The organism is Pedobacter sp. SG908, assembly GCF_011759615.1.
GTDB lineage: Bacteria > Bacteroidota > Bacteroidia > Sphingobacteriales > Sphingobacteriaceae > Pedobacter > Pedobacter riviphilus.
Genome location: NZ_JAAOYY010000001.1, coordinates 3,601,186 through 3,627,534, shown reverse-complemented (window position 1 = coordinate 3,627,534; position 26,349 = coordinate 3,601,186). Strand labels below are relative to the sequence as shown.

Sequence of the window (26,349 nt, the reverse complement as noted above, 5' to 3'; positions counted from 1 at the left end):
CTTGTGCCAAAGTGAAAATAATATTAATCTTATGTTAAAAAGGCAGAGTAATATAAATATTTTCGTCAATATCATATAAAGCATATTTTAGCGTTTAAGCTAATGTTTAGGGCATTTGGTTTTGAATGAAAGAAAATTAAAAACTTTTAAATTATCAGAATAGGATTATATTGCAAAAAATTTCTCCTATAAATTTGGTTAGGCGTTAGATTTGTTAAACTTATTACTCATACATGAACTATTTTAAAAAGGCGATTTTAGGATTAATTATTTTTACATCAACTAGTAGTTTCGCACAAAGCAATTACGAAAGAAGCATGCAGGCTATGATGAAAGGTGATTATAAAACTGCTGCTATACAATTAGAAAAAGCTGATACCAAAACTCCTGATAATGCAAATGTGCTCCAGATGCTCGGATATTCTTACTTCCAAAATCGAGAATATGAGAAATGTATTGCTACTTACAGCCGATTGTTAACCATTAAACCTACAGAGGTTTCTGCCTATTATTATCGTGGTATAGCAAGGTTAAAAATTGCTAACGATCCTAAAGAATCGTTAAATAGCATGCGCGAAAATTTTTATTTGGCATCTCTCAAAGATTTTACAAAAGCCATTGAAATTAATGGCGATGAAGATGCGCAAATGTTTCAGAACCGTGGCTTAGCTTACAAAGATTATGCAATTTTCAGGTCTTTTAAAGCAAAGAAAAAAGAAGAAAAAGCAGCTTGCGTAGCTTTGTTCAATAACTCTATCGCTGATTTTCAGAAAGTATTAACCTTACAGCCGTTAAGAAAAGACATTATCGATTGGGTAACCTACGATAAAGCACAGATTGCAAGCCTAAAATAAAAATACAGCCTTTAAATAAAAATGGGACTTGAATATTTCGAGTCCCATTTTTTTATTTCAGTTTTCCAATAACTGAATACTTTTTCTCCTTTAGCAATCTAATTTTCTGTTGTTTTTTGATTGTGTATAAGCTATCCGGATAGTAAGTTAAAGTATCCTGAGATCGATATAAGATATTTTTATTATCGATGATGATCTCTATTTTGCCTGCTTTCTGACCTTTCCAGGTAATAGAAACCTTTTTAATAGGGATTTTTTTATGATCGGAAGTATAAATATCTACTCCGTTCTGTTCTTTTGTTTTAAAACTTCCTTTCCACGATATTTTATTAATGTCGGCATTAACGAAAATGGCTAATTCTTTTGCCCAGTCAGCGATTTTAGACGTTTTGCTTTCAGCTGCCCCGTTTACACTAACGGTTTTGTTTACAATAGGGTTTAGCTTTTGTAAGCGCAAAATTTCCTTTCCGAAATATCCTTTTATATCGAAATAGCGTAAACCAGTATTTGCTTCAGCTTCTTTTCGCTGGTTGCAGGAAAACAACGCCAAAGCAAATACCAGGATATAAAGTTTTTTAATCATTATACTAAAACATTTCCTGTCATTTCTGCTGGAATAGCCACGCCTAATATTTTTAGAATGGTAGGGGCAATGTCGCCTAGTTTACCATCAGCAATGGTTTTATAGTCCTTATCAATTAAAATACAGGGAACCAAGTTGGTGGTATGTGCAGTATTGGCAGATCCATCACCATTGATCATAAATTCGGAGTTTCCGTGATCAGCCAAGAGAATAAACGAATAGCCACGCTCCAGCCCCTTTTTTACTACAGCTTCTGCACATTTATCTGCAGTTTCTACTGCTTTTACCACGGCCTCAAAAACACCTGTATGGCCAACCATATCTGGATTGGCAAAGTTTAAGCAAATAAAATCAGCCCACCCTGTTTCCATTTCTTTGGTAATAGCATCTGTAATTCCTGCAGCACTCATTTCGGGTTGAAGATCGTAGGTTGCTACTTTCGGAGAAGGGATTAAAAGGCGTTTTTCGTTTTTAAATTCAGCTTCCCTGCCACCAGAGAAGAAGAAAGTTACGTGAGGGTATTTTTCGGTTTCAGCAATACGGATCTGATTTTTATTGTTATTGGCCAATACCTCTCCAATGGTTTGGGTTAAATCATCCTTGGTAAAAATTACATTTACCTTTTCAAAGCTCTCATCATAAGTAGTCATGGTAACATAATACAATGGCAGTTTATGCATTTGCTGTTCAGGGAAATCTTTTTGCGTTAATGCAGTAGTAATTTCACGGCCTCTATCCGTACGGAAATTAAAACAGATAACCACATCATCATTTTGTATGGTGGCAACAGGAGCTCCATTAGCCTGTGTTAATACTATTGGTTTTAAGAACTCATCTGTAATGCCATCAGCGTAGGATTTTTTTATTGCTGCCAAAGCATCCTGGGTTTTTTCGCCAATGCCATTTACCATTACATCATAAGCTTGCTTCACACGCTCCCAGCGGTTATCGCGGTCCATTGCATAATAACGGCCAACCATGGTCGCCAATTTAGCATTGGTATTTTGGATATGATTTTCCAGATCGGTAATAAAACCCAGACCAGAATTTGGATCAGTATCACGGCCATCTAAAAAAGCATGAATAAAAGTGTTTGGCACATTAGCTTCATTTGCGGCATCGCATAAAGCTTTTAAATGTTCGATGTGGGCATGTACGCCACCGTTTGAAACGAGGCCGATGAAGTGAACGGCTTTGTTATGCTGCTTAGCATAATCAAACGCGCTTACCAAAACTGGGTTGCTGTGCAATTCTCTGTCGGTAATCGATTTGTTGATTCGTCCGAGCTCTTGGTAAACTACCCGACCTGCACCTAGGTTCATGTGTCCAACTTCAGAATTTCCCATCTGCCCGGCTGGTAAACCTACTGCTTCACCAGATGCTTCAAGCTTAGAATTTGGGTATTTCTGTAATAAAGAATCGAAAAAAGGAGTATTGGCGGCATATGCTGCATCAGAATTATCTTGTTTTCCGTAGCCCCAACCGTCTAGAATTATAAGTGCGAGTTTTTTATTGTTTACCATTTTTAGTGTAAAATTTTTTGATATACATTAAAACATTTTCGTTTATAACATGTTTTAGTGTTTTGTTTATATCGCAAATATAACTTTATTGAAGCTTATACAAATGAAGAAATCCTTTTTTTGATGTGCTAATGGCATAATTTTAGCTATAGGGTTCTGTATAAAATACAGAAATGATCCGGAGCTTATTTTTACTCATTATTAGTTTGTCGTCATTATATCACCCTACAGCGCTTCAGGCAGATATTATTGATGATTTATCGTCGTATTTTAAGGCCAGCAACTCAAAAGAAATTGCAAAAAATTTCGCCTCAACTATCGAACTTATTATTGTTGATGAAGAAGATGTATACTCTAAAGCACAGGGTGAACAGATTTTAAGAGATTTTTTTGTTAAACATCCTCCAGTAAAAACAAGCATTTTTCATAAAATTAATACAAATCCAAATTATCGTTTTGGTGTAATTATTCTAAGTACCGCCAAAGAGACTTTCAGGGTGTCTATCACCATGAAAAAATTCAATACCAGCTTTTCGATCACCGAATTAAGGATTGAACCAGCTAAAGATTAAGGTCATTAAAAATTAGCTCGGCCTTCGAAGCGTTTCCGGTAGGATGTTGAATTAGATTACTCAGGTTAACAAATCACTTTAACCCTTCAGTAAATTGTCTGCTAACAAATAATTCTTATTTTTGCGGCATAAAATCTACATTTTGGATACTCAACTTATACATCAATTCATAAAAAATGCCCTTGCCGAAGATGTTGGTGATGGAGATCATACTTCACTTTCAACAATTCCACCAGGAACGCAGGGAAAAGCAAAACTGATTATCAAAGAAGACGGCGTTTTGGCTGGAGTTGAATTGGCCCTTGAGATTTTTAAAGAGGTTGACGATACTTTAAAGGTTGATGTACTTTTGCAAGATGGTGTAACAGTAAAAGTAGGAGATATTGCCTTAACCGTTTCAGGAAGTACACATGCTATTTTAATTGCCGAACGATTGGTTTTAAATTGCATGCAACGCATGAGCGGTATTGCTACTAAAACCCATCGGATTGTTGCACTGTTAAAAACAACTAAAACCAAAATTTTAGATACCCGTAAAACCACTCCTGGGCTTCGTTATTTAGAAAAATGGGCAGTAAGGATAGGAGGAGGTGTAAATCACCGCATTGGTTTATATGATATGATCTTAATTAAGGATAATCATGTAGATTATGCAGGGGGAATTTCAAACGCCATTACAGCCGCTAAAAAATATCTTATAGATCAAAATAAATCTCTTCAGATCGAAATTGAAGTGCGGAACCTGGAAGAGTTATCCCAGGTTTTGGCTATTGGCGGTGTAGATCGTATTATGCTTGATAATTTTAGTTTCGAAAACTTAAAGGCAGCGGTTAAATTAATAGATGGTAAATTTATTACAGAGGCTTCAGGAGGAATTACTGAAGAGAACGTTGCTGAATATGCAGCATGTGGAGTAGATTTTATTTCGATGGGTGCACTTACACATTCTGTGAAAAGCCTGGATATGAGTTTAAAAGCATACTAAAGTGATTTGCTATAAAATTAAAAGCTTATTTTTTGTATCATTGTAGGCTATGGTTACGGTTTATTCTCTCAGCGCGCTATTAATTGCTTACCTTTTCGGATCTATACCAACAGCTGTATGGCTTGGTCAGGCCTTTTACGGCGTTGATGTAAGGGAATACGGAAGTGGCAACGCTGGTGCTACCAATACTTTTAGGGTATTGGGGAAAAAAGCCGGAATTGCTGTTATGATCATCGATATTGCAAAAGGCTATACTGCAACCAATCTGGCCTATCTGATCGGCATGTCGGTAACCGGGCCGCAAAATTCAGTAGTTTTCGTAAATTATCAACTTGCACTCGGTGTAACTGCAGTAATGGGACATTTGTTTCCAGTTTTTGCAGGTTTTAGGGGGGGCAAAGGGGTTGCTACACTTTTTGGAATGATTTTGGCAGTTAACTTCGAAGCATCTATGCTTTGTGTTCTGGTTTTTGTGGTGGTATTGCTGTTAACTAAATATGTTTCATTAAGCTCCATTTGCGCAGGATTTACTTTTCCGCTAAGTGTGGTCTTCTTGTTTCAGGTCTCTATCAAATCTGAAGTGCTTTACGGCATGGTGGTTTGCATTTTAATCTTAGTTACGCATCAAAAAAACCTCGAAAGATTGCTGAAGGGCAAAGAATCTAAAGTGTATTTGTTTAGGAAGAAAACTAATTAATTAACAAAACACATTTCACCAAAACTTATTTATAGGCTTACTGTTTAATCTTCGGGTTTGCTTATCAGTATTTACTAATCATTTAAAATCGCATTTATGAAAAAGTTATTTTTAACGGCAAGTGTTGCTGGGATTTTATTATTTAACTCATGTTCTACCGTCCCTTTAACTGGGCGTAGCCGATTTGATTTAGTGAGTAACGACCAGGTTTTACCAATGGCATTCCAAGCTTACAGCACCTTTTTAACGGAGAATAAAACTACGGTTTTGCCCGCCTCGAATGCACAGGCTTTGAAAGTTAAAACCGTTGGCAGTAGATTAATTACAGCTGTAAAATCGTATATGAACAGCAATAACTACGGTAACCTAATTGCAGATTACCAGTGGGAGGTTAATGTGGTACAGAACAACGAGAAAAATGCCTGGTGTATGCCGGGAGGAAAGATTGTGGTTTATACGGGTATTTTGCCTGTTACCCAAGATGACGCTGGTTTAGCAACCGTAATGGGCCATGAGATTGCCCATGCTATTGCAGGTCACTCTGCAGAACGGATGTCGCAGGAAATGGTTGCCCAGGGAATTGGTGCAGCAGCGGGTGTAGCATTATCTAAAAACCCAAAAACACAGTCTATTTTTAATACCCTTTACGGTGTTGGTACACCAGTAGCGATGTTAAAATTCAGCCGCAATCAAGAATTAGAAGCCGACCGTTTGGGGTTAATTTTTATGGCCATGGCTGGATACAATCCACAAAATGCTACTGCTTTCTGGAACAGGATGTCGGCTGCATCTGCAGGAGCTCAAAAGCCAGCTGAGTTTTTAAGTACCCACCCAAGTGATGCTACACGTATTGCACAGATCCAAAAATATTTACCTGAAGCACAGCAGTATTATAAGAAGTAAGGTTTAAGGTGTAGGGTTTTTAGTGCTAAAGGTAAGAAAGGTGGAGGATTTATGCATGATGCAGAGACTTCCACCTTTTTCTTTATCCTCACCTTGAATTTATTTCAGGGGCTTTCCAATCACTAAGATTCTGAAATAAATTCAGAATGACGAATTGGGCTGAATAATGAACCGATGATCAATAAACTAATTACCAGTGAACAAATGAACTAATTGCCCAGCACTTTCAAAATTGCACTGGCTTTAAGCAGACATTCTTCATATTCCTTTTCTGCGTCAGATTCGTAGGTAATAGCGCCACCAGCCTGAAAGGATAGATAGTTAGATTCAGCATTGTATAAAATACTTCGGATCACCACATTAAAGTCGAAATCTCCATCCGGACTGATGCAGCCAAAAGAGCCCGAATAAATGCCCCTTTTGGTTACTTCGTATTCTTCAATCAATTTCATGGCTTTAACCTTTGGAGCACCCGTCATAGAACCCATTGGAAATGCATTTTTAATAGCATCGATAAAATGGATCTCTGGATTTAGTTCACAGCTAATGGTAGAAATCATTTGATGGACCTGTGGGAAGCTGTAGATGCCAAATAACTCGTCTACTGTAACGGAACCCTTAACAGCCGATTTAGTAAGGTCATGACGCACCAGATCAACTATCATTACATTTTCGGCCTGTTCTTTAATATCATTCCTGAGTTGTTGCTTTATGGCTTCATCTTCCGTCAGGTCAGAACTTCTTTTGGCGGTGCCCTTAATGGGCTGTGAGGTAAGTTTAGATCCACGTTTGCATAAAAACCTTTCTGGTGTTGCAGATAAAATATATTTACCGTGAACTTTAAAACAACCTGCAAATGGGGTAGGAGAAACTTGATTCAGCGCCTCGAAAGTTTGGATAGGATCTATCTCTGCATTTTCGGAAAAAAATTCCTGGCAAAAATTAATTTCGTAAATATCACCCCTAATAATATGATCTTGTAAGGCCTCTACTTTATGAATGTATTGATCTTTCGATAACCTTTGCGCAATCTTAATCGAATTTAGCTTAGTTTCTGCTTCTGATCGAAAAGATTCGATATCATCCAAGATGGAATGATGGCCAATTAAAACTTCTGCCTTGCCATCTTTAAAAGCTATTAAATATTTTGGAACAAAAAAGTAAAGATCGGGGAAATCTAAACCATCCAAATGACTTGAACTGAGATCCTCGATTTCGTTTTTTAGATCATAGCTGAAAAAACCAAAAATCCATTGTTTATGTGTAGCATAAAAACTTTTTAATTGATCAAATGCATTGCATGCTGAACACTTTAATTCATCCTGTGCAGCTGCTGCGATCATAAAGTCGTAGGCAGAATAATCGTCTTTGTAATGATTCGAATCTAAAAAGCAACAAACCTCGAACTGGTTGGCCCAGTGCAATGCTTTTTGTTTAAAATCGGATATGTTTTGTAGGGTTTTCAAGCTGCGGCAAAGGTAGAAATTGAGATGAGAATTGTAAGAAATTAATTTTATCTTGGATAATTATTAAGTTATGAAATTAAAGTATCTATTTCTTCTCCTTGCTGCTGCACTAATATTCAGTTGCTCGATGCTCGAACAAAGAAAAGTTTATTTGAACAAACTCCAGGCTGCAAAAGTGAAAATGGAAACGACTAATGCAGAAGATTCTTGTGCAATAGTAGATATTTTATGGTTCTTTCCAAGTATGAAACGGTGCGGGATCGACAAAGAACAGGTAAACCTATATGTATGTAAGCAAGAATCAACAGGAGATACATTATATGTTTTCGCTGAATGTGGTCCTGATAAAGCCCTTCCATTTTTTAAGGGTGTTAATATTATGAAGGGCGACATCAAACGCAAAGATTTAAAAGAAGTGATTGTTTCTGTACCTGAGAATTTTATAATCCCGAAAAAGGCTAAATATGTTTTCTCTGAGTTACTTTGGTTAGAGGATTAAGGATGCTCATAAGCAGGTTGCTAAGTTAATTTGCTATCTCAATTGGTAAAGAATTATCGGCTTTCTCGTGCTTCTGCCTTTAAAGTTGACAACTCTAGAACGAAAAAAGCAACCCGATTATGGATTGCTTTTTTTATTTTGGTCGTCATGCTGAATTTATTTCAACATCTAAAAGACCCTGAAATAAATTCAGGGTGACGGAATTGGGTGTTTTTAACGTAACTCCAAAGTTTGCGCTCTGTCTGGTCCTACTGAAAGGAATTTAATAGGCACTTCTAATTCTTTTTCTAAGAATGCAATGTAATCAGTCAATTTAGCTGGAATTTCATCCACAGAAGTAATTTTAGTTACATCAGTAGCCCAACCATCAATTGCTTTTAATACTGGTTTTGGTTCGATAGAAATAATGTCATAAGGCATGTAATCAATCGTTTCGCCATTATATTCGTAGTGGGTACAAGCATAAATGGTGTCGAAAGTATCCAAAACATCGGCTTTCATCATAATTAATTCGGTTACACCGTTTAACATGATGGCATATTTTAATGCAGGCAGATCGATCCAGCCACAACGACGGGCACGGCCTGTAGTTGCGCCAAACTCGTGACCTAAGGCACGCAAATTTTCGCCAACTTCATTGTCTAACTCGGTAGGGAATGGACCGCCACCAACACGTGTGCAATATGCTTTAAATATACCGTAAACAGCACCAACTTTGTTTGGGGCAATACCTAAACCGGTACAAGCACCAGCCGTAGTAGTGTTGCTTGAGGTTACAAAAGGATAAGATCCGAAATCAACATCCAATAACGTTCCTTGAGCACCTTCTGCTAAAACCGCTTTTCCTTCTTTTAAGAAACCATTCACATAATGTTCGCTATCTACATGAGGAATTGTTTTTAGGAATTCGATTGCTTCAAAGAATGATGCTTCTTTTTCGGCCAATTCATATTCGAAACCTTCGTAGTGAGAAAGGATTTCAGTATGTTTTTCTACCAATTTAGTATAACGCTCCTTGAAGTCAGGTAGGGTGGTATCGCCAACACGTAAACCGTTACGGCCGGTTTTATCCATATACGTTGGACCAATACCTTTTAAGGTTGATCCAATTTTATTTTTACCCATGCGTGCTTCGTTAGCCGCATCCAATAATTGGTGGGTTGGTAAAATTAAGTGTGCTTTACGGGCAATTACCAATTTGCCATCGGCAACAGGATCATGACCAGCTTTTTTTAAATTATCTAACTCTCTTTTTAGGATAATAGGGTCGATTACTACGCCATTACCAATAAGGTTCATGGTTTTTTCGTTAAAAATTCCTGAAGGTATTGTATTTAAAACGAATTTTTTGCCATCGAACTCTAAAGTATGTCCGGCATTTGGGCCACCCTGAAAACGGGCAATAAGATCATATTTTGGACTTAGTACATCAACGATTTTTCCCTTTCCTTCATCGCCCCATTGCAGGCCGAGAAGTACATCTACTTGCGTCATTATTAATAAATTAAGCTGGTTTTATTTGAATTTTGATTTAATTTGCTTCAATTTTTGCAGCTGTAGCTACATTTTCGTTTACTTTTCTGGCCATACTGCAATCAGAACAGAAGCCATAAAGATTTAACGAATGGTGTTTAATATCAAATTTTAAAAGATCACCCACCATGGTTTGGATCTGGTGGATACGGGGATCGCAGAATTCTACTACTTTACCGCACTCGATACAGATGACGTGATCGTGCTGGCGGTAACCATACGATTTTTCGAATTGTGCCATGTTTTTACCAAACTGGTGCTTGGTAACTAAATCGCATGAAACCAATAACTCCAATGTGTTATAAACCGTAGCACGACTTACGCGGTACTTTTGGTTTTTCATATGGATATAAAGGGTTTCTACATCAAAGTGGTCGTTTCTTGAATATATTTCTTCCAATATAGCGAAACGCTCTGGTGTTTTACGTAGATTTTTGTTTTCTAAATAAGCCTCAAAAATCTTGCGAACGAGCTCATTTGTTTTTTGTTCTGACATAGTTTTTAAACTCCATTCAAAGGTAGTCAATTAGTTTTGAAAAATGATTACACAGATTAAATGATTACACAGATTTGTATTAAGTCGGAGGTATGTGGTCGGGAGTCAGAAGTAAACTCAAATAATTTACGACTTAGTACTCAAAATCCTGACTTCCGACTCATTAGGCATCAAACCTCGTTACCCCGGTAACCCCTCTAACTTTTAATAAATTCTTAATCAGGTTTTCCAGGTGTTCGGTATCGTTTACGAAAATCATAATCGAACCATCAAAAATCCCCTCATTTGTATCAACAGTAATCGACCTCATATTTACTTTAAAGTCGGTAGAAATTACCCTGGTAATGTTGTTAATTAAGCCCACATCATCAATACCAACAATGCGTAAGCCAGTTAAGAAAGTTAATTCCTGTTGTTTGTTCCATTTGGCTTTTACCACGCGATAACCATAATTAGCCATTAACTGTGCTGCATTTGGGCAATTGGTGCGGTGTATCTTGATGCCTTCGCTCACGGTAATGAATCCAAAAACATCATCGCCAGGTATTGGGTTACAACAAGCTGCCAATGTATAGTCAATTCGCTGCATATCTTCACCAATGAGTAAGATATCAGATTCCCCACCTTTAATTTTACTCTTGATTCCATCAACAGAAAGATTTTCAGGGCGTTCCGGACCACGGTTTTCAACTTCTTTCTCGCTCGATAGATATTCTTTAATATCTTTCAGTTCTATTTTTCCGAGGGCAACATTCACAAAAAGTTCTTGTGTAGAAGGCAGCTTAAAGAAATAGCTGAGTTTTTGTAAATTATCGGTATTATAAGTGATTTTTAACGATTTTAGCTTCCTTTCTAAGATTTCCTTGCCATTTTCGGCAATTTTCCGTTTTTCCTCTTTTAAAGAGGATTTGATTTTTGATTTAGCCTTTGCAGTAACCACCACATTTAACCAATCTTCCTTAGGCGTTTGTTTGCTCGAGGTAATAATCTCCACCTGATCGCCATTTTGAAGTTTGTATGAGATGGGAACCAGCTTATGGTTAACCTTCGCGCCGATACAGGTAGCCCCAACGTCGGTATGGATCTCGAAAGCAAAATCTAATGCTGTAGCACCTAAGGGTAGCTGGATTAAAGCGCCTTTTGGCGTGAAAATAAAAATCTCATCCGAGAAAAGGTTCATTTTGAAATCATCAAGAAAATCCAAAGCATTGGCTTCAGGATTGCTCAGCATTTCGCGAACTTTCTGGATCCATTGATCCAGACCGTTATCATTACTTGATTCTTTGTATTTCCAGTGTGCAGCGAAACCTTTCTCTGCAATTTCGTTCATGCGCTGCGTACGGATCTGCACTTCCACCCATTGTCCGCGTGGCCCCATTACCGTGGTATGTAAACTTTCGTAACCGTTTCCTTTTGGCGATGAAACCCAATCGCGCAATCGATCTGGATTTGGGCGGTATAAATCGGTTACAATTGAATACGCTTTCCAGCAATCGGCCTTTTCATTTTCAGGGGCCGAATCCAAAATAATCCGGATGGCAAAAAGATCATAAACCTCTTCGAAAGGAATATTTTTCTTTTTCATCTTGTTCCATATAGAGTGGATTGATTTTGGTCTGCCATAAACATCGGCCACTAAACCTTGCTCATGAACAATCTCATCAATAGGCTCAACGAATTTTTTGATAAACAGTGCCCGTTCTGCTTTTTTCTCGTTTAATTTCTTTGCTATGAATTTGTAGGTGTCAGGATCAAGATATTTCATTGAAAGATCTTCCAGCTCTGATTTTATGGCATACAAACCCAATCTATGGGCTAATGGAGCATATAAATAAATGGTTTCTGAAGCGATTTTAAGCTGCTTGTGGCGAGGCATAAAATCCATTGTACGCATATTGTGCAAACGATCGGCAAGTTTGATCAGGATTACCCTCACATCATCGGCCAGGGTTAGCAGCATTTTTCGGAAATTCTCAGCCTGTAATGAGCTATTGGTATCGAAAACACCGGATATTTTGGTTAAACCATCTATAATTTTAGCAGTTTTTTTACCGAATTCGCGCTCAATATCCTCTAAAGTGATATCGGTGTCTTCTACCACATCATGAAGTAAGGCACATACAATAGAGGTTGTTCCAAGGCCAATTTCTTCAGCAGCAATCTGCGCTACAGCGATAGGGTGGTAGATATAAGGTTCACCGGATTTTCGGCGCATATCTTTATGGCTTTCCAGCGCCATATCAAAAGCTTTCCTGATTTCTTTTTTATCGCCTTTCTGTAAAGTAGATTTGCTTGCCCGTAATAATGCCCTGTATCTTTTTAGAATCTCTTGCTTTTCCGCCTCTAAATCAATCACTAACTCTGTTTTCATTTGTATTTTTTGCGTAAAAATTGCGTCTTATTTATGAATAAAACTTATATTAGTTTTGTGAAACAACTAATATATGAAATAACACCTAACTTTGTAAAAGTATAAATTTATGAAAATTAAAGGGCTCTTTTTTCTTTGTATTGTAATGATTTGTAGCATTTCGCTATGGGCTCAGGATCCTGCCACGCCAATATTCCCTAAATTGGGTAAAAACGATACAATAAGAGTAGCCTCAACAAATGATAATGGTGTAATGATTCCGTGGATGCAGCTTAATGATGTATCTATTTATGCCGCAAGGATATGGAAATCGCCGGCAGAACAGGCTGCGTACAACCGATTACGGTATAACGTATTAAAAGTAATGCCATATGCAATGTTTGCAAAACGTAGATACGAACAGTTGGAGCAGGATATTGCCCGTACACCAGAAAAAAAGGAACAGAAACAACTGGTTAAACAATGCGATAAAGAAATTAAAGATATGTTTAACCGCGAAATAAAGGAGTTAACGATTACTCAAGGTCAGATTTTAACGAAACTGATCGACCGCGAGGTGGGTAGAACAACATACGACATTATAAAGCAGACCAAGGGTGGTTTTGCTGCATTTTCTTATCAGATTGTTGCCCGTGTGGTAGGACATAATTTAAAAAGCACTTACGATCCGAACGAGGATAGGGATATAGAATCTATTATCCGTACTTCAGGATTTTATCAATAAAATATAATGCAGGAACGCATTCCGAATATTTATTCGTTTAAGGTTAAGAAAATTAATGGTGAAGAACAGCCATTATCAGCCTACCGGAACAAAGTTGTTTTAATTGTAAATACAGCATCAGCGTGTGGTTTTACACCGCAATTAAAAGAGCTACAACAACTTAAAGACGAGATTAATAGCCCTGATTTTGAAATTCTGGGCTTCCCCACCAATGATTTTGGAAAACAGGAGCCACTAAACGGTTCTGATATCTCATCTTTTTGCGAGATTAACCATGGTGTGAAATTTCCGGTTTTTGATAAGATTATGGTTAGAGGACCGCTTGCCCACCCACTTTATCAGTTTTTGAGCGATAAGAAACAAAATTCAAAATTGAGTTCGAAACCCCGTTGGAACTTTCATAAATACATCGTGAACAAAAATGGCGAGTTGATAGATTATTTTTTGCCATTCACCAAGCCATTGAGTTCGAAAATTAAAAAGAAAATTCAGCAGTTGCTGAATCAAAATTCCCAATAGATTAAACAATGAAATTAGATATTTTAGTTATAGCCGTGCATCCCGATGATGCCGAGCTTTGCTGTTCAGGTACCATTTTAAAACATATTGCCCTTGGTAAAAAAGTTGGGATTGTAGATTTAACCCGTGGCGAACTGGGTACACGTGGTACAGCAGAAACGAGAGATGAAGAAGCAGTGGCCTCTGCTAAAATTTTAGGTTTACATGTCCGTGAAAATTTAAGGTTGAGGGATGGCTTTTTTCAGAATGATGAATTTCACCGTTTGGAAGTAATTAAAGCCATTAGGAAATACCAGCCAGAAATTATTTTAAGCAATGCGCTGGAAGACCGCCATCCTGATCACGGAAGGGCAGGCGACCTCGTTTACGATTCGGTTTTTTTATCGGGATTGCCAAAAATAGAAACATCAATTGATGGGGTTAAGCAAGAAGCACATCGCCCAAGATTGTTATTGCAATTCATTCAAGATAGGTATTTAAAGCCTGATATTATCGTAGATATATCTGATCATATGGATAAGAAAATTGAATCTATCAAGGCTTTTAAAACACAGTTTTATAATCCTGATGTAGATGGATTGCAGACTTATATTTCATCTCCCGAGTTTTTTGAAAGTGTAATCGGCCGTGCAAGAGAATTCGGAAAGAGCATCGGCGCCACTTTTGGCGAAGGTTTTACCTCGAGAAAATTGCTAGGCGTTGATAATTTATTTGATTTGAGGTAGTCGTTTAGGTAGTCGCCATTTTCTCCCGTTTTAATCAATAAATTTTTTAGTAATTGAAATAAAAAAGGCAAGCCTATTCGGTTTGCCTTTTTAGTTTTTAAAAACAAATGATTATTTACTGGCGTCAAGATTACCCTTTATTTCACCGGCTTTGAAAGCAGCTTGAGTTTTAAGCTCATCAACTTTATCCGCAGCTTTGTCTGCCAAATCCCTAGCTTTATCTTTCAGATTTTCGCCGGTAGCCTCTACATTTCCCTTGGCTTCGCCGGCCGCAAATGCGCTTTTTGTTTTTAGCTCATCATACTTGTCTTCGGCCTTGTCTTTTAACTCTTCGGCTTTGTCTTTTACATTTTCCCATGTATCCTCTGCCTTGTCCTTAACATCTTCCCAAGCATCTTCTGCTTTATCTTTTAATTCGTTTAATTTATTTTTTGCTTTATCGAAGAAACTTTGTTCTTGGTCCTGATTTTGATTTTCTATGCTCATAGTTAATTAAATTTTTCAAAATAACAATTTAGATCAGACTTAGTTTTAAATTTTTGCGGGTACCCTGCTTTTGTTAAAACCTTTAGCCCAAAGACAACAAAACCACGGCTTATGTGTTATTCATAAAACGAATAATAATGGCGAATATATTCTCATCTCTCAAAAACGCGTACAATCTTTTTAAACATGTAGATTTCGATAAACTGGAAACTTTATCGAAGAAAGTTGATTTACCGAAAATGGTCGAAACCATATCGAACCTGGATGATAAACAGATCCAGGGCATGATGAAAATGATGGGCGGATCGGGTAAAAAGAAAGAATTGCCACCCATTGAAGGTGATTTTTACCATTTAGGAGATGAAGCCTTAAAAGATGAAGACCGTGAACTTCAGTTAAAAGTTCGTGCTTTTTTAGAAAAAGAAGTAAAACCCATCGTAAATCATTACTGGAATAAAGCAGAATTCCCTTTCGAAATTATCCCAAAACTAGCTGAACTGAATATCTGTGGTTTAACCTATAAAGGTTATGGCTGTCCGGGTAAATCGAATTTGATGGAAGGGATTTTGGCGATGGAAATGGCTAGGATTGATACCTCGATTTCTACTTTTTTTGGTGTACAGAGTGGATTGGCCATGGGGTCGATCTATTTATGTGGATCGGAAGAACAAAAACAGCAATGGTTACCACTGATGCAGCAATTTAAAATTATTGGTGCATTTGGACTAACTGAACCTGAAGTGGGCTCGGCTGCTGCTGGAGGACTAACGACAACATGCAAAAAAATAAATGGTAAATGGGTGTTAAATGGCCAGAAAAAATGGATCGGTAACGCCACTTTTGCAGATATTTTAATTATTTGGGCACGCGATGAGGAAAGTGCAGAAGTGAAAGGGTTTATTGTAAAAAAAGATAATCCGGGTTTTGCCGTAGAGAAAATGCAGGATAAAATGGCTTTACGGATTGTGCAGAATGGAATTATTACCTTAACCAATTGTGAGGTAGAAGAGGCTGATCGTTTGCAAAATGCAAACTCATTTAAAGACACCGCTAAAGTACTGCAAATGACAAGGGCAGGGGTTGCCTGGCAGGCTGTAGGCTGTGCCCGTGGTGCTTATGAAAATGCTTTGGAGTATACCCGGAACCGAAAACAATTTGGTAAACCCATTGCATCTTTTCAATTGATTCAAAATCACCTGGTAGAGATGTTATCGAATTTAACGGCTATGCAAACGCTGTGTTTTAGGTTATCACAATTGCAGGATCAGGGCTTGTTAAAGGATGAACATGCCTCTTTGGCCAAGGTCTTTTGCTCGTTACGCACACGTGATGTAGTGAGTAAAGCCCGGGAGGTAATGGGTGGAAACGGTATTTTACTAGAATATAATGTGGCCCGTTTTGTTGCTGATGCTGAGGCGATTTATTCGTACGAAGGCACAAAAGAAATTAATACACTGATTGTTGGTCGAGCTATTACAGGATTTTCGGCTTTTGTTTAATCTTTCCTGTTCGTAGAGTTAAGCGTCGCGTCTCTACGAATTGGCCAATAATATTGAGTTTCAAACTCGATGGCAAAAAACGAGTCAGAGACTCTTTTCCATGCGATAATCCGTAGAGCCCTTCGGAACTCTACGGACAGACTCTGTATATAACATCCTGTTCGTAGAGTTAAGCGCAGCGTCTCTAAGAATTGGCTAATGGTAATGAGTTTTCAAACTCAATGACGAAATAACGAGTCAGAGACTCTTTTCCATGCGATAATCCGTAGAGCCCTTCGGAACTCTACGGACAGATTAAAAGAATTGAAAACGCCAAAAACACAGGACGCTCCATTTCCAAATCAATAAGGATTAAATCTTTTGGGCAATTAACTTCTGCAATTTTATCCCATGTTAATAAGGATGTTTATTAAACGCCACGTGGCTCATGGCACTTTTTTCGTACAAGGCAATGCAGGCCTTGTTAAAAGCCGGATCAAAATTTACTTCTCCTGGCTGTAATGTTTTTGGAATATTTTCACCCTGCATGAAGAAATAAACTTTTGTATTGCCGTATTTGGTATGGGGCATTAAATTGCCATAATCTTCCATTTCTTTCCATACCGAATCTTTAACCGTTACGATGTAAATCCGTTGTACCGGACCGGTATTGTTTGCATTTCTATATCTGGCAATTTCTTTAAAACCGGCTTTCATATCCTCCGTTGCAGGTTGATCAAAAACATCTTTAACCATGAAAAAGATCAATGCTAAAACCCCTGCAACCATGAAATAAACCAACAGTTTTCTATTCATGCCTACAATAAAGGCAATATTTTTTCCATAACCGTCAAGCCTTCGTCAATATGTTTTTGCTCAATGCAAAGTGCCGGGCGAAAACGTATGGTTTTCTCACCGCAACCTAAAAACATCACATTGTTTTCCAATCCTTTACCAATAAATGCGTTGCGCATTTCTTTTGTAGGGAAATCAAAAGAACACAATAAGCCTCTTCCGCGCACATTTGTCATTTGATCAAACTTATTCGATATGTTTTCTAACTGATCTCTTAAATACGTACCTACTTTTGCCGCATTTTCGCACAAGTTATCTTCCTCTACAATTTGTAAAATCTGTGTAGACCGAACCATGTCAACCAAATTACCTCCCCATGTTGAGTTAATCCGGCTTGGTACTTTAAATACATTGGTTTCAATTTCGTCTACTTTATTGCCAACGAGGATACCGCAAACCTGCATTTTTTTACCAAAGGCTATAATGTCTGGCCGGGCCTTTTCACTAAAATGCTGATGGCACCAGAATTTTCCTGTTAAACCAACACCAGTCTGTACTTCATCGTAAATTAAAAAGGCGTCATTTTCATCGGCTAAGGTTTTAAGCTGGATTAAAAAATCTTCACGTAAATGGTTATCCCCACCTTCAGATTGGATTGGCTCCACAATTATTGCACAGATATCGTCTTTATTATCAGCAAAGGCTTTTTTGATCTGGGCTAAAGATATTTCCTCGGTTTGAATGGCCTGACTTAAATTATTTCCTGAAAGTGGAAATTTAACTTCTGGAACAGCCACCCTTGGCCAATCGAACTTGGCAAACCATTTTGTTTTATCAGGCAGCGTATTGGTTAAACTTAAAGTATAACCCGTTCTGCCATGAAAAGCCCTTTCGAAGTGTAAAACCTTAAAGCCTTTTTCTTCAGTATATCCTTTTGCAAAGTTTTTCTGCACTTTCCAGTCCATGGCAACCTTAATCGCGTTTTCTACTGCTAAGGCACCGCCAGCAATAAAAAAAGCATGTGGCAGGTAATCAGGAATACCAACTTTAGAAAATGTTTCAACAAACTGCGCATACTGCTGGGTGTAAACATCAGAGTTTGATGGATTAGCTAATGCAGCGAGGAGAAGATTTTTTTTAAACGCTTCATCGTTGATCATTTTAGGGTGGTTATAGCCTAAAGGAACGGAAGCAAAACAAGTGAAAAAATCGAGTAAAGTTCTGTTGTGTTTGGCATCGTAAATGTAAGCGCCATGACTTTTTTCCATATCATAAGTCAGGTCGAAACCATCGGCCAAAATGTGTTTACTTAACGATTCGTTAACGCGATCTGCAGGTACTGTTAGTTGATACATAAACTTGGATTTGGTATATTCCAAATTTAGGTAAATGTGCCTAAAATCAAAATTTAAGCACTTTTTGCGCGCTTTACATAAAAAATAGGTTTAAACTGTTTAAAGTATGATTATGGACAAAATTAGGTTTTGGACTTCACAGATGTGGAAAACTTTTTTGCTGAAATTCCAGCGAAAAGTTTTTTAGCTAGCCCTTTTTTAGTGGTCTATATAGGCTCGGTTGCCTTGTCACGGATTGTAACGGGGTCAATTGACAGCGGTTTATTTAACCCCTGCAATACGATCTTATTGTTGATAGGTTCTGTAGTTTTTCTAAGAGGGGATTGGTACTGCATTCCTTGTTAAGTAATTCGTGCTAAAGATAATCTTATCCAGTATGTTAATATCAAACTAGGCAGAAAAGTCTTTTTCTTCAGCAATTAGCTTAATAGCAATGTTCTTTTTGTTCGCCTAATATTGAAAGTTGTCGATAATCTCGTTAAGGAAATTGGTAACGTTGTTGTATGTGAGATAAACCTTAAATTTTTGATGTTCGGTTCCGGCGGAAACTTTTTTGATTGCCCTGATTCTGTAAAATATATCCTTCCTTTTCAATCATTTTACTTTTAGAATGTAGCCTAGGCCATATACGTTTTCTATACTGACATGGTTTGAAGCCTTAAAGAGCCGCCTTAGCCTGGAAATAAAAACTTCAAGGCTTTTTCCATTAAAATAATCGTCATTTCCCCACAGCGCCAATAAAATATCTTTCTTTTTAACTACCTGATTAATATTTCCGGCCAAACGGTCTAATACTTCCGATTCTCTAACGGTTAAGGAAACTTCTTTACTGTCGGGCATCTGTAGAAACAGCTGATCTTTTTGGTACCTGATATCGCCTATATTGATAAATCCTGAACTGGATGAAGATTGTACAGTTGGAACGCCTGAAAACTTATTGATGATATTGCCTATCCTAAGTACCAGCTCTTCAATTTCGAATGGCTTCGAAATATAATCTATTGCACCAATCTTGAGACCGCGAAGACGGTCCTGTTTTTCGTTGTGTGCGGTAAGAAAGAAAAATGGTTGGCTGGCGTTGATTTTTACCATTTCTGAGGCCAGGTCAAAGCCGTTCATATCTGGCAACTGTATGTCAATAATAACCAATTTGTTATCAAGGCGGTTTGCGCTATAATATACCAATGCTTCTGAAGCAGTCTTGAACCATAGCACACTAAATCCCCGCAATTTCAGGTATTCCGAAATCACATTACCCAGGTCTATTTCATCTTCAATTATTACGATATCATAAAGCATAAAATTCTTGGATTAATGATTTGTACTTATTATAGCTTGCTCCTTAGGGATATGCACCAGAAATTCGGTACCGTTTCCAGGTTCTGTTCTCACGCTGATTTCCCAGCCATGAATATCAATGCATTGTTTAACGTAATATAAGCCAAGCCCCAGGCCCGAAACCGCATTATCTTTGCCCGCACGGAAAAACTTATCGAATATTTTTTCTTTCATCGTGTCTTCAATTCCTTTTCCGTTATCTTTAATGTGAAGGGTATAACCATCTTTATTGGTGGTGATAAAAAGTACAGTCATTTTTATATCGCTATGATTGTGCTTAAAGGAATTGTCGAGGATATTTTGTAACATGGTGGTAAATACAAAAGGATCCATCATAATCAGTATTTCCGAACCATGAGGATCAAAAGTAAGGCTGTCTGGAGCCTGAACTTTTATTTTATAGTCGTTAACCAAAGTAAGAATTGCATAGTTAAGGTCTGTTTCTTCCAGATGGACGTTGTTATTGATTTCCGAAATCTCGAGCATCTGGTTAATATGGGAGTGAAGTCGTCGGGCCTGTCTTTCTACAATATTTACGAGTGCGTTTACGCGTATCCTGTCATTAAGCACCTCATCTTCATGCAGGCTTTTGCTTGCTACCAAAATGGTGGTAATGGGGGTGTTAAATTCATGTTTAATACTGTTTAGGAAATCGGATTTAACATCCGTTTCTTTTTTCTGCCGCATCCAGCTGATATAGGTGTAATAATTAATGCCTACGATAATAATGATGCAAAGTGCAACCAATAAAAATGTTGGCAGCATTTGATAGGCAACTTTTAATGTGCGGCCCGGAGGATCGACAAAAAGATTAAAGGTAACTCTGTAATCGTATACCAGTTTGCCGCTAACAGAGAGGTTGGTAACCCTGTTCTGAACGTTAGGATCAGTCAATGTGCCATCAATTATGACGCCAAACGGTGTTTTTTGGTCTGCTTTGAACAACGTATCGGTACTGGTGTCAAATATGGGGATGTTGCCGATATTGGTATCAAAGTTAATCTCTATTGACTGGAAGGTGAGCAAATACTGCAGATTGGAATCTAACCCATTCCTTTTAACGATCGACCGGAAAACACTATCCATAGTGCTTTCCTTCTGCAGGTCTTTTAACAATGTATTGCTAACGCTTTGCGACAGTTTAACAAATTCTTTCCGATTGCTTAGGTAAGCTTGTTTGAGCGCAGGCATATTTATGGAGAGGATCGAGTCGATAATCTTTCCACCATCCTTGTAAACTTTATCTTCCGATATACTGCGCCCATATTCGTCATTAATCAGCGTTTTTTCCTTTAAACTGTAATCCCTGTCCCTTAGTACGTAAGAATTATAGGTTAATCTGAGTTGTACCAGAAGCAAAATCAGAAAACTGACCAACACTACTGACTTATATATACGATCTTTCATTTTATCCCTTAAAAATAGCCGTATTATTTTATAAATACCATAACGTTAAGCTTTTGTTAGGTTTCTGTTACGGTTTCGTTCGACAAATTCTTTCGATGTCGGCCGTAGCTTTGAATAATAAAGTTAGATGCTGCCTGTAAATCAGATTTCTATTGATTGATCGAAATTAATAACAAAACAGATCAGTCCCATTTTTTAATTAACTAACACAAATACGTAAACCCAAAAAAACAGAGATGACCTTTAAAAGGATTTTATCATTATTACTTATCGTTTCGGGAACGACATCTATTTACCCGGCAATGGCTCAGCAAAAATCGGCCAATAAACCCTTGCCTGAGCTTCAGCAGGATTTTGTTGACCTTGGTTTGGGCATGTTTATCCATTACGGGATGCCTACTTTTATGGATCAGGACTGGTCTGATCCGGATGCCGATCTTTCATTGTTCCAATCACCAAAACTCGATGCTGATCAATGGGCAAAAGCGGCAAAATCCGCTAACATGACTTATGGTTGTCTTACCACTAAACACCACAGTGGTTTCCCGATCTGGAATACTAAAACTACAGCATACAATGTAATGAATACGCCGCTAAAGCGCGATGTGGTTAAGGAATATGCAGATGCTTTCCGTAAAAACGGATTAAAAGTAATGTTGTATTATTCTATATTGGATACCCATCATGGCATCCGCCCAAACCAGATTACACCAGCGAGTGTTAAAATGATCAAAGATCAGATTACCGAACTGCTCACCAATTATGGTGAGATCACAGCGTTGATTATTGATGGATGGGATGCGCCATGGTCTAGGATTTCTTATGACCAGGTACCTTTTGAAGATATATATTATTTAATCAAGTCATTACAGCCTAACTGTTTGGTAATGGATTTAAATGCAGCGAAATATCCAACACAGGCATTATTTTATACGGATATCAAATCTTACGAACAAGGCGCAGGTCAGTTTATTTCTAAAGAAAACAATAAACTTCCGGCGCTTGCCTGTCTTCCGCTTCAGGCCAACTGGTTCTGGAAAACCTCTTTCCCTTCTACTCCGGTAAAAAATGTACCTGAGCTGGTGAATAAATTTATTGTTCCATACAACGGTGCGTATTGCAATTTTATTCTCAATGTAGCGCCAGGTAAAAACGGTCTTATCGATGATAATGCTTTGGCAGCACTTAAAGAAATGGGCCAGATTTATAAAAAATCTACAGATCTTCCACGTATTCCGGCGCACGCTGCGCCAATCATTTCAAGTAACATTGCGAAGCACGTAAAAAGTAACAGCAGCTGGAGTGATGATATGAATATCATGGACTTTGCCAATGATGATGATTTCGGTTCAAGCTGGTCATCAAATCACACCGTAAAATCGCCGTGGTATGAGTTAAACTTCGAAAAAGCTGTTCCCTGTAATATGGTGGTGCTTACCGCAGGCAATAACCGAAAAGCTACTTATAGTTTACAGTACTATGCAAATGGTAAATGGAATGCTTTAGCTGCAAAAAATGAAGGAGAGAAAAAGGTGAGCATTTTTAGGTTCGAGCGCATCTGGTGCGAAAAAATAAAGGTAACCATTACCGACTTCGACAGTCCGCCTGCTATTGCTGAACTCGGGGTGTTTAACGAAAGAAAATAAGATGTGTTAGCCGGATCATTTTTGGCCCGGCTAATTCATTAACTGCTCTTGTTTGACAGATATAGGCGGAAATTGACTACTCCAAGCAATATCGACAAGCATTTTTTGAAATAATCTAAACATAAAACCAACCAAACTCTATGAACCAAAATTTTACTGCTAAGGTAAGGCATCTGCCTTATCTGGGAAACCTCTGGGTACTGTTCGCAGTATTTAGTGCCTGTTTATTGCTTTTGGGCAGTTCTACTTATGCGCAACAGGGCGCAACAATTAAAATTACCGGGACGGTTAAAGATTCGCTTGGTCTGGGCATTCCGGGCGTAAGCCTTCAGGTTAAAGGCCAGAGTGCTATGGGAACCATTACCGATGGCGATGGTAAGTTTTCGCTGAATGCCACAGCCAAATCTATGGTTGTCGTATCATCTGTGGGATTCAAACAGATTACTTTTATTGCCGATCCATTAAGGCTAAAGGTAGATCTGGTACTGCATTCGGATGACAACAATCTTACGGATGTAGTGGTTACCGCCTTTGGAAAGAAGGAGCGGAGAGAAGCCATGGTGGGGTCTGTTACCAGTATTACACCTGCCAAGCTAAAGATCCCATCCAGCAATTTGACCAACGCCCTGGCCGGGCAGATTGCCGGGGTAGTGGCCTACCAGCGGAGTGGCCAGCCCGGATTGGATAATTCTACCTTTTTTATCCGTGGGGTAACTACCTTCGGTTACAAGCAAGATCCATTGATCCTGGTAGATAACGTGGAGCTTACCCCAACAGATCTGGCACGGCTACAAGTAGATGACATTGCAAGTTTTTCCATCTTAAAAGATGCCAGCGCCACGGCCTTGTATGGTGCCAGAGGGGCTAACGGGGTAATCTTGGTTACCACAAAGGAAGGTGTTGAAGGCAATGCGAAAGTAAACATCCGTTTTGAAAATTCCATTTCTCAGGCTACACAAAACCTGGAAATTGCCGACCCCATTACTTTTATGAAGATGTACAATGAAGCCATCACCACAAGAAATCCTTTAGGAGTGCCAAGGTTTAGTCAGAACGATATTTATAACCGAGAGCAAACTTTAAGTGGTGCACCGGGGAGCAACAAGTATGTATATCCTGCAGTAAATTGGATTGATGAATTGTTTAAAACCAGCACCAATAACCAACGCTTAAACGGAAGCGTAAGCGGAGGCGGAAAGATTGCAAGATACTACATCGGTACCTCTTATAACCGCGATAATGGGATATTGAAGGTAAGCCCTGTGAATAACTTCAACAATAACGTTAAACTCGAAAACTACCAGCTTCGTTCCAATGTCAACATCAATGTTACGCCTACTACAGAAGTAGTACTCAGGCTGTCGGGAACTTTTGATGAATACAACGGGCCGATTACGGATGATGGCTCTTTCTCTGCCGACCTTTATAAGAAGGCACTTCATACCAGCCCTGTGTTATTTCCAGCATTTTATCCTGCAGATCCATCATTAGGCATTGATACGCATATTCTTTTTGGCAATAGCTCAACTGAAGGCACAGGAAATACAGTTGGTTTTTCCAATCCTTATGCAGATATGCTGAAGGGATATAAATCTTTTTCGAGATCAAGAATGTCGGCCCAGCTTGAGCTGAACCAGGATCTTAACTTCCTGACCAAAGGCCTGTCTTTTAAAGGAATGTTTAACACCAATAGATATTCTTATTTCGACCTCACCAGGCAATATTCTCCGTTTTTTTACAATGTGGCATCCTATGACAGGATCAGCAATCAATATAGCCTCAATTGGATCAATAACCAGCCAGGCCAGGCTTCAGAGTACCTGAGTTTTGAACCAGGGTTTAAAGACATTAATACATTTGTGTATATGCAGGCTGTTTTGGATTACTCGAGGCAGCTCGGCAGTAAACACAATATCAGCGGTACATTGATCGCTACCAGGCAACAGCGTTTATACGCTAATGCAGTAGATCCAGCCACCAATTTATCCAGCCTTCAGTATTCGCTTCCCTACCGTAATGTTGGCCTATCGGGAAGGTTGGGTTATGGTTACGATAACCGCTATTTTGCCGAATTTAACTTTGGCTATAACGGATCAGAGCGTTTTGCTGAAAAGAACAGGTTTGGTTTCTTTCCAACTATCGGTGGATCGTGGGTAATTTCCAATGAATCATTTTGGAACGGCGGCTTAAAAGAGGCTGTGAATAAGCTTAAACTGCGCGCAAGCTATGGTCTCGTAGGTAACGATGCCATTGGTGCACAGCGTTTCTTCTATCTTTCGAACGTGAACCTGAATGGTGGCAACCCTGCTTATTTTGGACAAGCGAACAGCGTTACCAGGCCAGGGGTAAGCATTACCAATTATGCAAATGATGCTGTTACCTGGGAAACTTCCAGACAGACCAATATAGGGCTCGAGATCAGTTTGTTTAAAAGTCTGAATATTATTGCCGAAGTATACAAACAGCATCGTTATAATATTTTGATGGAGCGGGCTTCAATTCCTTCTACTATGGGGCTTGAATCCGGCGTGAGCGCCAACCTGGGTACTGCTGATTCGAGAGGGATAGATTTTTCTGCCGATTATAGTAAGACTTTTAGGGGTGGATTTTGGATGTCGGGAAGGATGAACTTTACCTTTTCGCAGAATAAATACGGACAATATGAGCAGCCAGCCTATAAAGAGCCATGGAGGATACTTTCCGGGCAGAAAATTGGCGTAAGATGGGGTTACATTGCTGAGCGTCTTTTTGTCGACGATCAGGAAGCCGCAGCTTCTCCTACGCAGCTTTTTGGTGCTGGGGCATCGGCGCCTAAGGGAGGAGATATCAAATATACCGATGTAAACAATGATGGAAAAATTACCGAAGCCGATCAGGTATTTATCGGCCTTCCTTCGACACCTGAAATTGTTTATGGTGCAGGGCTTTCAATGGGATTTAAGAAGATCGACCTTTCGCTTTTCTTTCAAGGTGTAGGCCGCACGAGTTTCTTTATTGATCCGTCACAGGTTAGTCCATTCCTATCCAACAGGCAGGTACTTCAGCCCTTTGCCGATAGCCACTGGACAGAAGAAAATCAGGATCTATATGCCAAGTATCCACGTTTGGGAACCACCTCTTCCGAGATTAGTAATAATCTCCAAACCAGTTCTTGGTGGATGCGTGATGGTGCTTTTATCAGGCTCAAGTCGATAGAAATCGGTTATACTTTCCCTGATAGGTTGTCAAAAAAAGCATTTCTGTCTAATTGCAGGATTTATTTCAATGCTTTAAACCCGTTCACCTGGAGCAGGTTCAAAGACTGGGATCCGGAACTGGCCTCAAATGGCTTCAGCTATCCGATCCAGAAGGTATATAACATCGGAATCAACGTAAACCTATAAGCACGCTTGTA

The 26,349-nt window shown here is 38.6% G+C and carries 23 protein-coding genes; 12 read left to right on the top strand and 11 right to left on the bottom strand.

Going from position 1 to position 26,349, the window contains the following annotated elements:
- The first annotated feature begins 233 nt into the window (after positions 1-233).
- Positions 234-854, top strand: coding sequence for an outer membrane protein assembly factor BamD (gene bamD / locus FHT21_RS14740; RefSeq protein WP_167295388.1), 621 nt, complete (start codon positions 234-236; stop codon positions 852-854).
- 52 nt (positions 855-906) lie between these two features.
- Here bamD and FHT21_RS14735 read toward each other — a convergent pair whose 3' ends face one another.
- The gene (locus tag FHT21_RS14735; RefSeq protein ID WP_167295387.1) at positions 907-1,437 is read right to left on the bottom strand and encodes a hypothetical protein; all 531 of its coding nucleotides are present in this window, start codon (positions 1,435-1,437) and stop codon (positions 907-909) included.
- The gene (gene gpmI, locus FHT21_RS14730) at positions 1,437-2,960 is read right to left on the bottom strand and encodes a 2,3-bisphosphoglycerate-independent phosphoglycerate mutase (RefSeq protein WP_167295386.1); all 1,524 of its coding nucleotides are present in this window, start codon (positions 2,958-2,960) and stop codon (positions 1,437-1,439) included. The genes FHT21_RS14735 and gpmI overlap by 1 nt, the downstream gene beginning before the upstream one ends.
- A 173-nt stretch (positions 2,961-3,133) precedes the next feature.
- Between gpmI and FHT21_RS14725 the strand changes: the two genes are divergently transcribed.
- The 4 genes from FHT21_RS14725 (at position 3,134) to FHT21_RS14710 (ending at position 6,117) form a co-directional block, all read left to right on the top strand.
- The gene (locus tag FHT21_RS14725) at positions 3,134-3,532 is read left to right on the top strand and encodes a DUF4783 domain-containing protein (RefSeq protein ID WP_167295385.1); all 399 of its coding nucleotides are present in this window, start codon (positions 3,134-3,136) and stop codon (positions 3,530-3,532) included.
- 142 nt (positions 3,533-3,674) lie between these two features.
- On the top strand, positions 3,675-4,517 hold the full coding sequence (nadC, locus tag FHT21_RS14720) for a carboxylating nicotinate-nucleotide diphosphorylase (protein ID WP_167295384.1): 843 nt from the start codon (positions 3,675-3,677) through the stop codon (positions 4,515-4,517).
- 49 nt (positions 4,518-4,566) lie between these two features.
- Positions 4,567-5,214, top strand: coding sequence for a glycerol-3-phosphate 1-O-acyltransferase PlsY (gene plsY, locus FHT21_RS14715; protein ID WP_029279402.1), 648 nt, complete (start codon positions 4,567-4,569; stop codon positions 5,212-5,214).
- Between the two features lie 96 nt (positions 5,215-5,310).
- Positions 5,311-6,117, top strand: a complete 807-nt coding sequence (locus tag FHT21_RS14710) for a M48 family metallopeptidase (protein ID WP_167295383.1) — start codon at positions 5,311-5,313, stop codon at positions 6,115-6,117.
- Positions 6,118-6,326: 209 nt separating this feature from the next.
- Here the strand turns inward: FHT21_RS14710 and FHT21_RS14705 are convergent, their stop codons facing one another.
- Positions 6,327-7,583, bottom strand: a complete 1,257-nt coding sequence (locus tag FHT21_RS14705; RefSeq protein ID WP_167295382.1) for an anthranilate synthase component I family protein — start codon at positions 7,581-7,583, stop codon at positions 6,327-6,329.
- A gap of 127 nt (positions 7,584-7,710) precedes the next feature.
- Here FHT21_RS14705 and FHT21_RS14700 point away from each other — a divergent pair, with 127 nt between their 5' ends.
- Entirely contained in the window at positions 7,711-8,082 is a 372-nt protein-coding gene (locus FHT21_RS14700) for a hypothetical protein (RefSeq protein WP_167295381.1), read from the top strand.
- A gap of 213 nt (positions 8,083-8,295) precedes the next feature.
- Here the strand turns inward: FHT21_RS14700 and FHT21_RS14695 are convergent, their stop codons facing one another.
- The 3 genes from FHT21_RS14695 to FHT21_RS14685 form a co-directional block, all read right to left on the bottom strand.
- Positions 8,296-9,576 (bottom strand): adenylosuccinate synthase, encoded by a 1,281-nt coding sequence (locus FHT21_RS14695; RefSeq protein WP_029278901.1) that lies wholly within the window; start codon positions 9,574-9,576, stop codon positions 8,296-8,298.
- A gap of 37 nt (positions 9,577-9,613) precedes the next feature.
- Entirely contained in the window at positions 9,614-10,111 is a 498-nt protein-coding gene (locus tag FHT21_RS14690; RefSeq protein ID WP_167295380.1) for a transcriptional repressor, read from the bottom strand.
- Positions 10,112-10,274: 163 nt separating this feature from the next.
- Entirely contained in the window at positions 10,275-12,482 is a 2,208-nt protein-coding gene (locus FHT21_RS14685; RefSeq protein WP_055906427.1) for a bifunctional (p)ppGpp synthetase/guanosine-3',5'-bis(diphosphate) 3'-pyrophosphohydrolase, read from the bottom strand.
- Positions 12,483-12,591: 109 nt separating this feature from the next.
- Here FHT21_RS14685 and FHT21_RS14680 point away from each other — a divergent pair, with 109 nt between their 5' ends.
- From FHT21_RS14680 to bshB1, 3 genes are read left to right on the top strand one after another with little or no spacing between them, the layout of a single operon-like run.
- Complete coding sequence (locus tag FHT21_RS14680) at positions 12,592-13,206, top strand: DUF4294 domain-containing protein (protein ID WP_167295379.1); 615 nt, start codon at positions 12,592-12,594, stop codon at positions 13,204-13,206.
- 6 nt (positions 13,207-13,212) lie between these two features.
- Positions 13,213-13,725, top strand: a complete 513-nt coding sequence (locus FHT21_RS14675; protein WP_167295378.1) for a glutathione peroxidase — start codon at positions 13,213-13,215, stop codon at positions 13,723-13,725.
- 8 nt (positions 13,726-13,733) lie between these two features.
- Positions 13,734-14,450, top strand: coding sequence for a bacillithiol biosynthesis deacetylase BshB1 (gene bshB1, locus FHT21_RS14670; protein WP_167295377.1), 717 nt, complete (start codon positions 13,734-13,736; stop codon positions 14,448-14,450).
- 111 nt (positions 14,451-14,561) lie between these two features.
- Here bshB1 and FHT21_RS14665 read toward each other — a convergent pair whose 3' ends face one another.
- Positions 14,562-14,936: a YtxH domain-containing protein gene (locus FHT21_RS14665; RefSeq protein ID WP_167295376.1), complete on the bottom strand. Its 375-nt coding sequence runs from the start codon at positions 14,934-14,936 to the stop codon at positions 14,562-14,564.
- Between the two features lie 137 nt (positions 14,937-15,073).
- Here FHT21_RS14665 and FHT21_RS14660 point away from each other — a divergent pair, with 137 nt between their 5' ends.
- Complete coding sequence (locus tag FHT21_RS14660) at positions 15,074-16,435, top strand: acyl-CoA dehydrogenase family protein (RefSeq protein ID WP_167295375.1); 1,362 nt, start codon at positions 15,074-15,076, stop codon at positions 16,433-16,435.
- A gap of 393 nt (positions 16,436-16,828) precedes the next feature.
- Here FHT21_RS14660 and FHT21_RS14655 read toward each other — a convergent pair whose 3' ends face one another.
- The 4 genes from FHT21_RS14655 to FHT21_RS14640 all read right to left on the bottom strand — a co-directional run bounded on the left by FHT21_RS14655 (position 16,829) and on the right by FHT21_RS14640 (position 21,309).
- On the bottom strand, positions 16,829-17,230 hold the full coding sequence (locus FHT21_RS14655; protein ID WP_167295374.1) for a hypothetical protein: 402 nt from the start codon (positions 17,228-17,230) through the stop codon (positions 16,829-16,831).
- Between the two features lie 2 nt (positions 17,231-17,232).
- Positions 17,233-18,564: an L-lysine 6-transaminase gene (gene lat, locus FHT21_RS14650; RefSeq protein WP_167295373.1), complete on the bottom strand. Its 1,332-nt coding sequence runs from the start codon at positions 18,562-18,564 to the stop codon at positions 17,233-17,235.
- Between the two features lie 594 nt (positions 18,565-19,158).
- The gene (locus FHT21_RS14645) at positions 19,159-19,863 is read right to left on the bottom strand and encodes a response regulator transcription factor (protein WP_167295372.1); all 705 of its coding nucleotides are present in this window, start codon (positions 19,861-19,863) and stop codon (positions 19,159-19,161) included.
- A gap of 12 nt (positions 19,864-19,875) precedes the next feature.
- A complete protein-coding gene (locus tag FHT21_RS14640; protein WP_167295371.1) occupies positions 19,876-21,309 on the bottom strand; it encodes a HAMP domain-containing sensor histidine kinase in 1,434 nt (477 codons plus the stop codon).
- A gap of 236 nt (positions 21,310-21,545) precedes the next feature.
- Here FHT21_RS14640 and FHT21_RS14635 point away from each other — a divergent pair, with 236 nt between their 5' ends.
- Both FHT21_RS14635 and FHT21_RS14630 read left to right on the top strand, forming a co-directional pair.
- A complete protein-coding gene (locus FHT21_RS14635) occupies positions 21,546-22,955 on the top strand; it encodes an alpha-L-fucosidase (RefSeq protein WP_167295370.1) in 1,410 nt (469 codons plus the stop codon).
- Between the two features lie 140 nt (positions 22,956-23,095).
- Positions 23,096-26,338, top strand: a complete 3,243-nt coding sequence (locus FHT21_RS14630) for a TonB-dependent receptor (RefSeq protein WP_167295369.1) — start codon at positions 23,096-23,098, stop codon at positions 26,336-26,338.
- The last annotated feature ends 11 nt before the right edge of the window (positions 26,339-26,349 follow it).

What these genes read in the sequence shown, in the direction of transcription:
- bshB1 (WP_167295377.1), top strand. Translation starts at nt 13,734, where the DNA reads ATGAAATTAGATATTTTAGTTATAGCCGTGCATCCCGATGATGCCGAG.
- lat (WP_167295373.1), bottom strand. Translation starts at nt 18,564, where the DNA reads ATGTATCAACTAACAGTACCTGCAGATCGCGTTAACGAATCGTTAAGT.
- FHT21_RS14710 (WP_167295383.1), top strand. Translation starts at nt 5,311, where the DNA reads ATGAAAAAGTTATTTTTAACGGCAAGTGTTGCTGGGATTTTATTATTT.
- FHT21_RS14645 (WP_167295372.1), bottom strand. Translation starts at nt 19,863, where the DNA reads ATGCTTTATGATATCGTAATAATTGAAGATGAAATAGACCTGGGTAAT.
- FHT21_RS14735 (WP_167295387.1), bottom strand. Translation starts at nt 1,437, where the DNA reads ATGATTAAAAAACTTTATATCCTGGTATTTGCTTTGGCGTTGTTTTCC.
- bamD (WP_167295388.1), top strand. Translation starts at nt 234, where the DNA reads ATGAACTATTTTAAAAAGGCGATTTTAGGATTAATTATTTTTACATCA.
- FHT21_RS14655 (WP_167295374.1), bottom strand. Translation starts at nt 17,230, where the DNA reads ATGAATAGAAAACTGTTGGTTTATTTCATGGTTGCAGGGGTTTTAGCA.
- FHT21_RS14635 (WP_167295370.1), top strand. Translation starts at nt 21,546, where the DNA reads ATGACCTTTAAAAGGATTTTATCATTATTACTTATCGTTTCGGGAACG.
- FHT21_RS14680 (WP_167295379.1), top strand. Translation starts at nt 12,592, where the DNA reads ATGAAAATTAAAGGGCTCTTTTTTCTTTGTATTGTAATGATTTGTAGC.
- FHT21_RS14665 (WP_167295376.1), bottom strand. Translation starts at nt 14,936, where the DNA reads ATGAGCATAGAAAATCAAAATCAGGACCAAGAACAAAGTTTCTTCGAT.
- FHT21_RS14675 (WP_167295378.1), top strand. Translation starts at nt 13,213, where the DNA reads ATGCAGGAACGCATTCCGAATATTTATTCGTTTAAGGTTAAGAAAATT.
- FHT21_RS14690 (WP_167295380.1), bottom strand. Translation starts at nt 10,111, where the DNA reads ATGTCAGAACAAAAAACAAATGAGCTCGTTCGCAAGATTTTTGAGGCT.
- gpmI (WP_167295386.1), bottom strand. Translation starts at nt 2,960, where the DNA reads ATGGTAAACAATAAAAAACTCGCACTTATAATTCTAGACGGTTGGGGC.
- FHT21_RS14700 (WP_167295381.1), top strand. Translation starts at nt 7,711, where the DNA reads ATGCTCGAACAAAGAAAAGTTTATTTGAACAAACTCCAGGCTGCAAAA.
- FHT21_RS14660 (WP_167295375.1), top strand. Translation starts at nt 15,074, where the DNA reads ATGGCGAATATATTCTCATCTCTCAAAAACGCGTACAATCTTTTTAAA.
- FHT21_RS14640 (WP_167295371.1), bottom strand. Translation starts at nt 21,309, where the DNA reads ATGAAAGATCGTATATATAAGTCAGTAGTGTTGGTCAGTTTTCTGATT.
- plsY (WP_029279402.1), top strand. Translation starts at nt 4,567, where the DNA reads ATGGTTACGGTTTATTCTCTCAGCGCGCTATTAATTGCTTACCTTTTC.
- FHT21_RS14630 (WP_167295369.1), top strand. Translation starts at nt 23,096, where the DNA reads ATGAACCAAAATTTTACTGCTAAGGTAAGGCATCTGCCTTATCTGGGA.
- FHT21_RS14725 (WP_167295385.1), top strand. Translation starts at nt 3,134, where the DNA reads ATGATCCGGAGCTTATTTTTACTCATTATTAGTTTGTCGTCATTATAT.
- FHT21_RS14685 (WP_055906427.1), bottom strand. Translation starts at nt 12,482, where the DNA reads ATGAAAACAGAGTTAGTGATTGATTTAGAGGCGGAAAAGCAAGAGATT.
- FHT21_RS14695 (WP_029278901.1), bottom strand. Translation starts at nt 9,576, where the DNA reads ATGACGCAAGTAGATGTACTTCTCGGCCTGCAATGGGGCGATGAAGGA.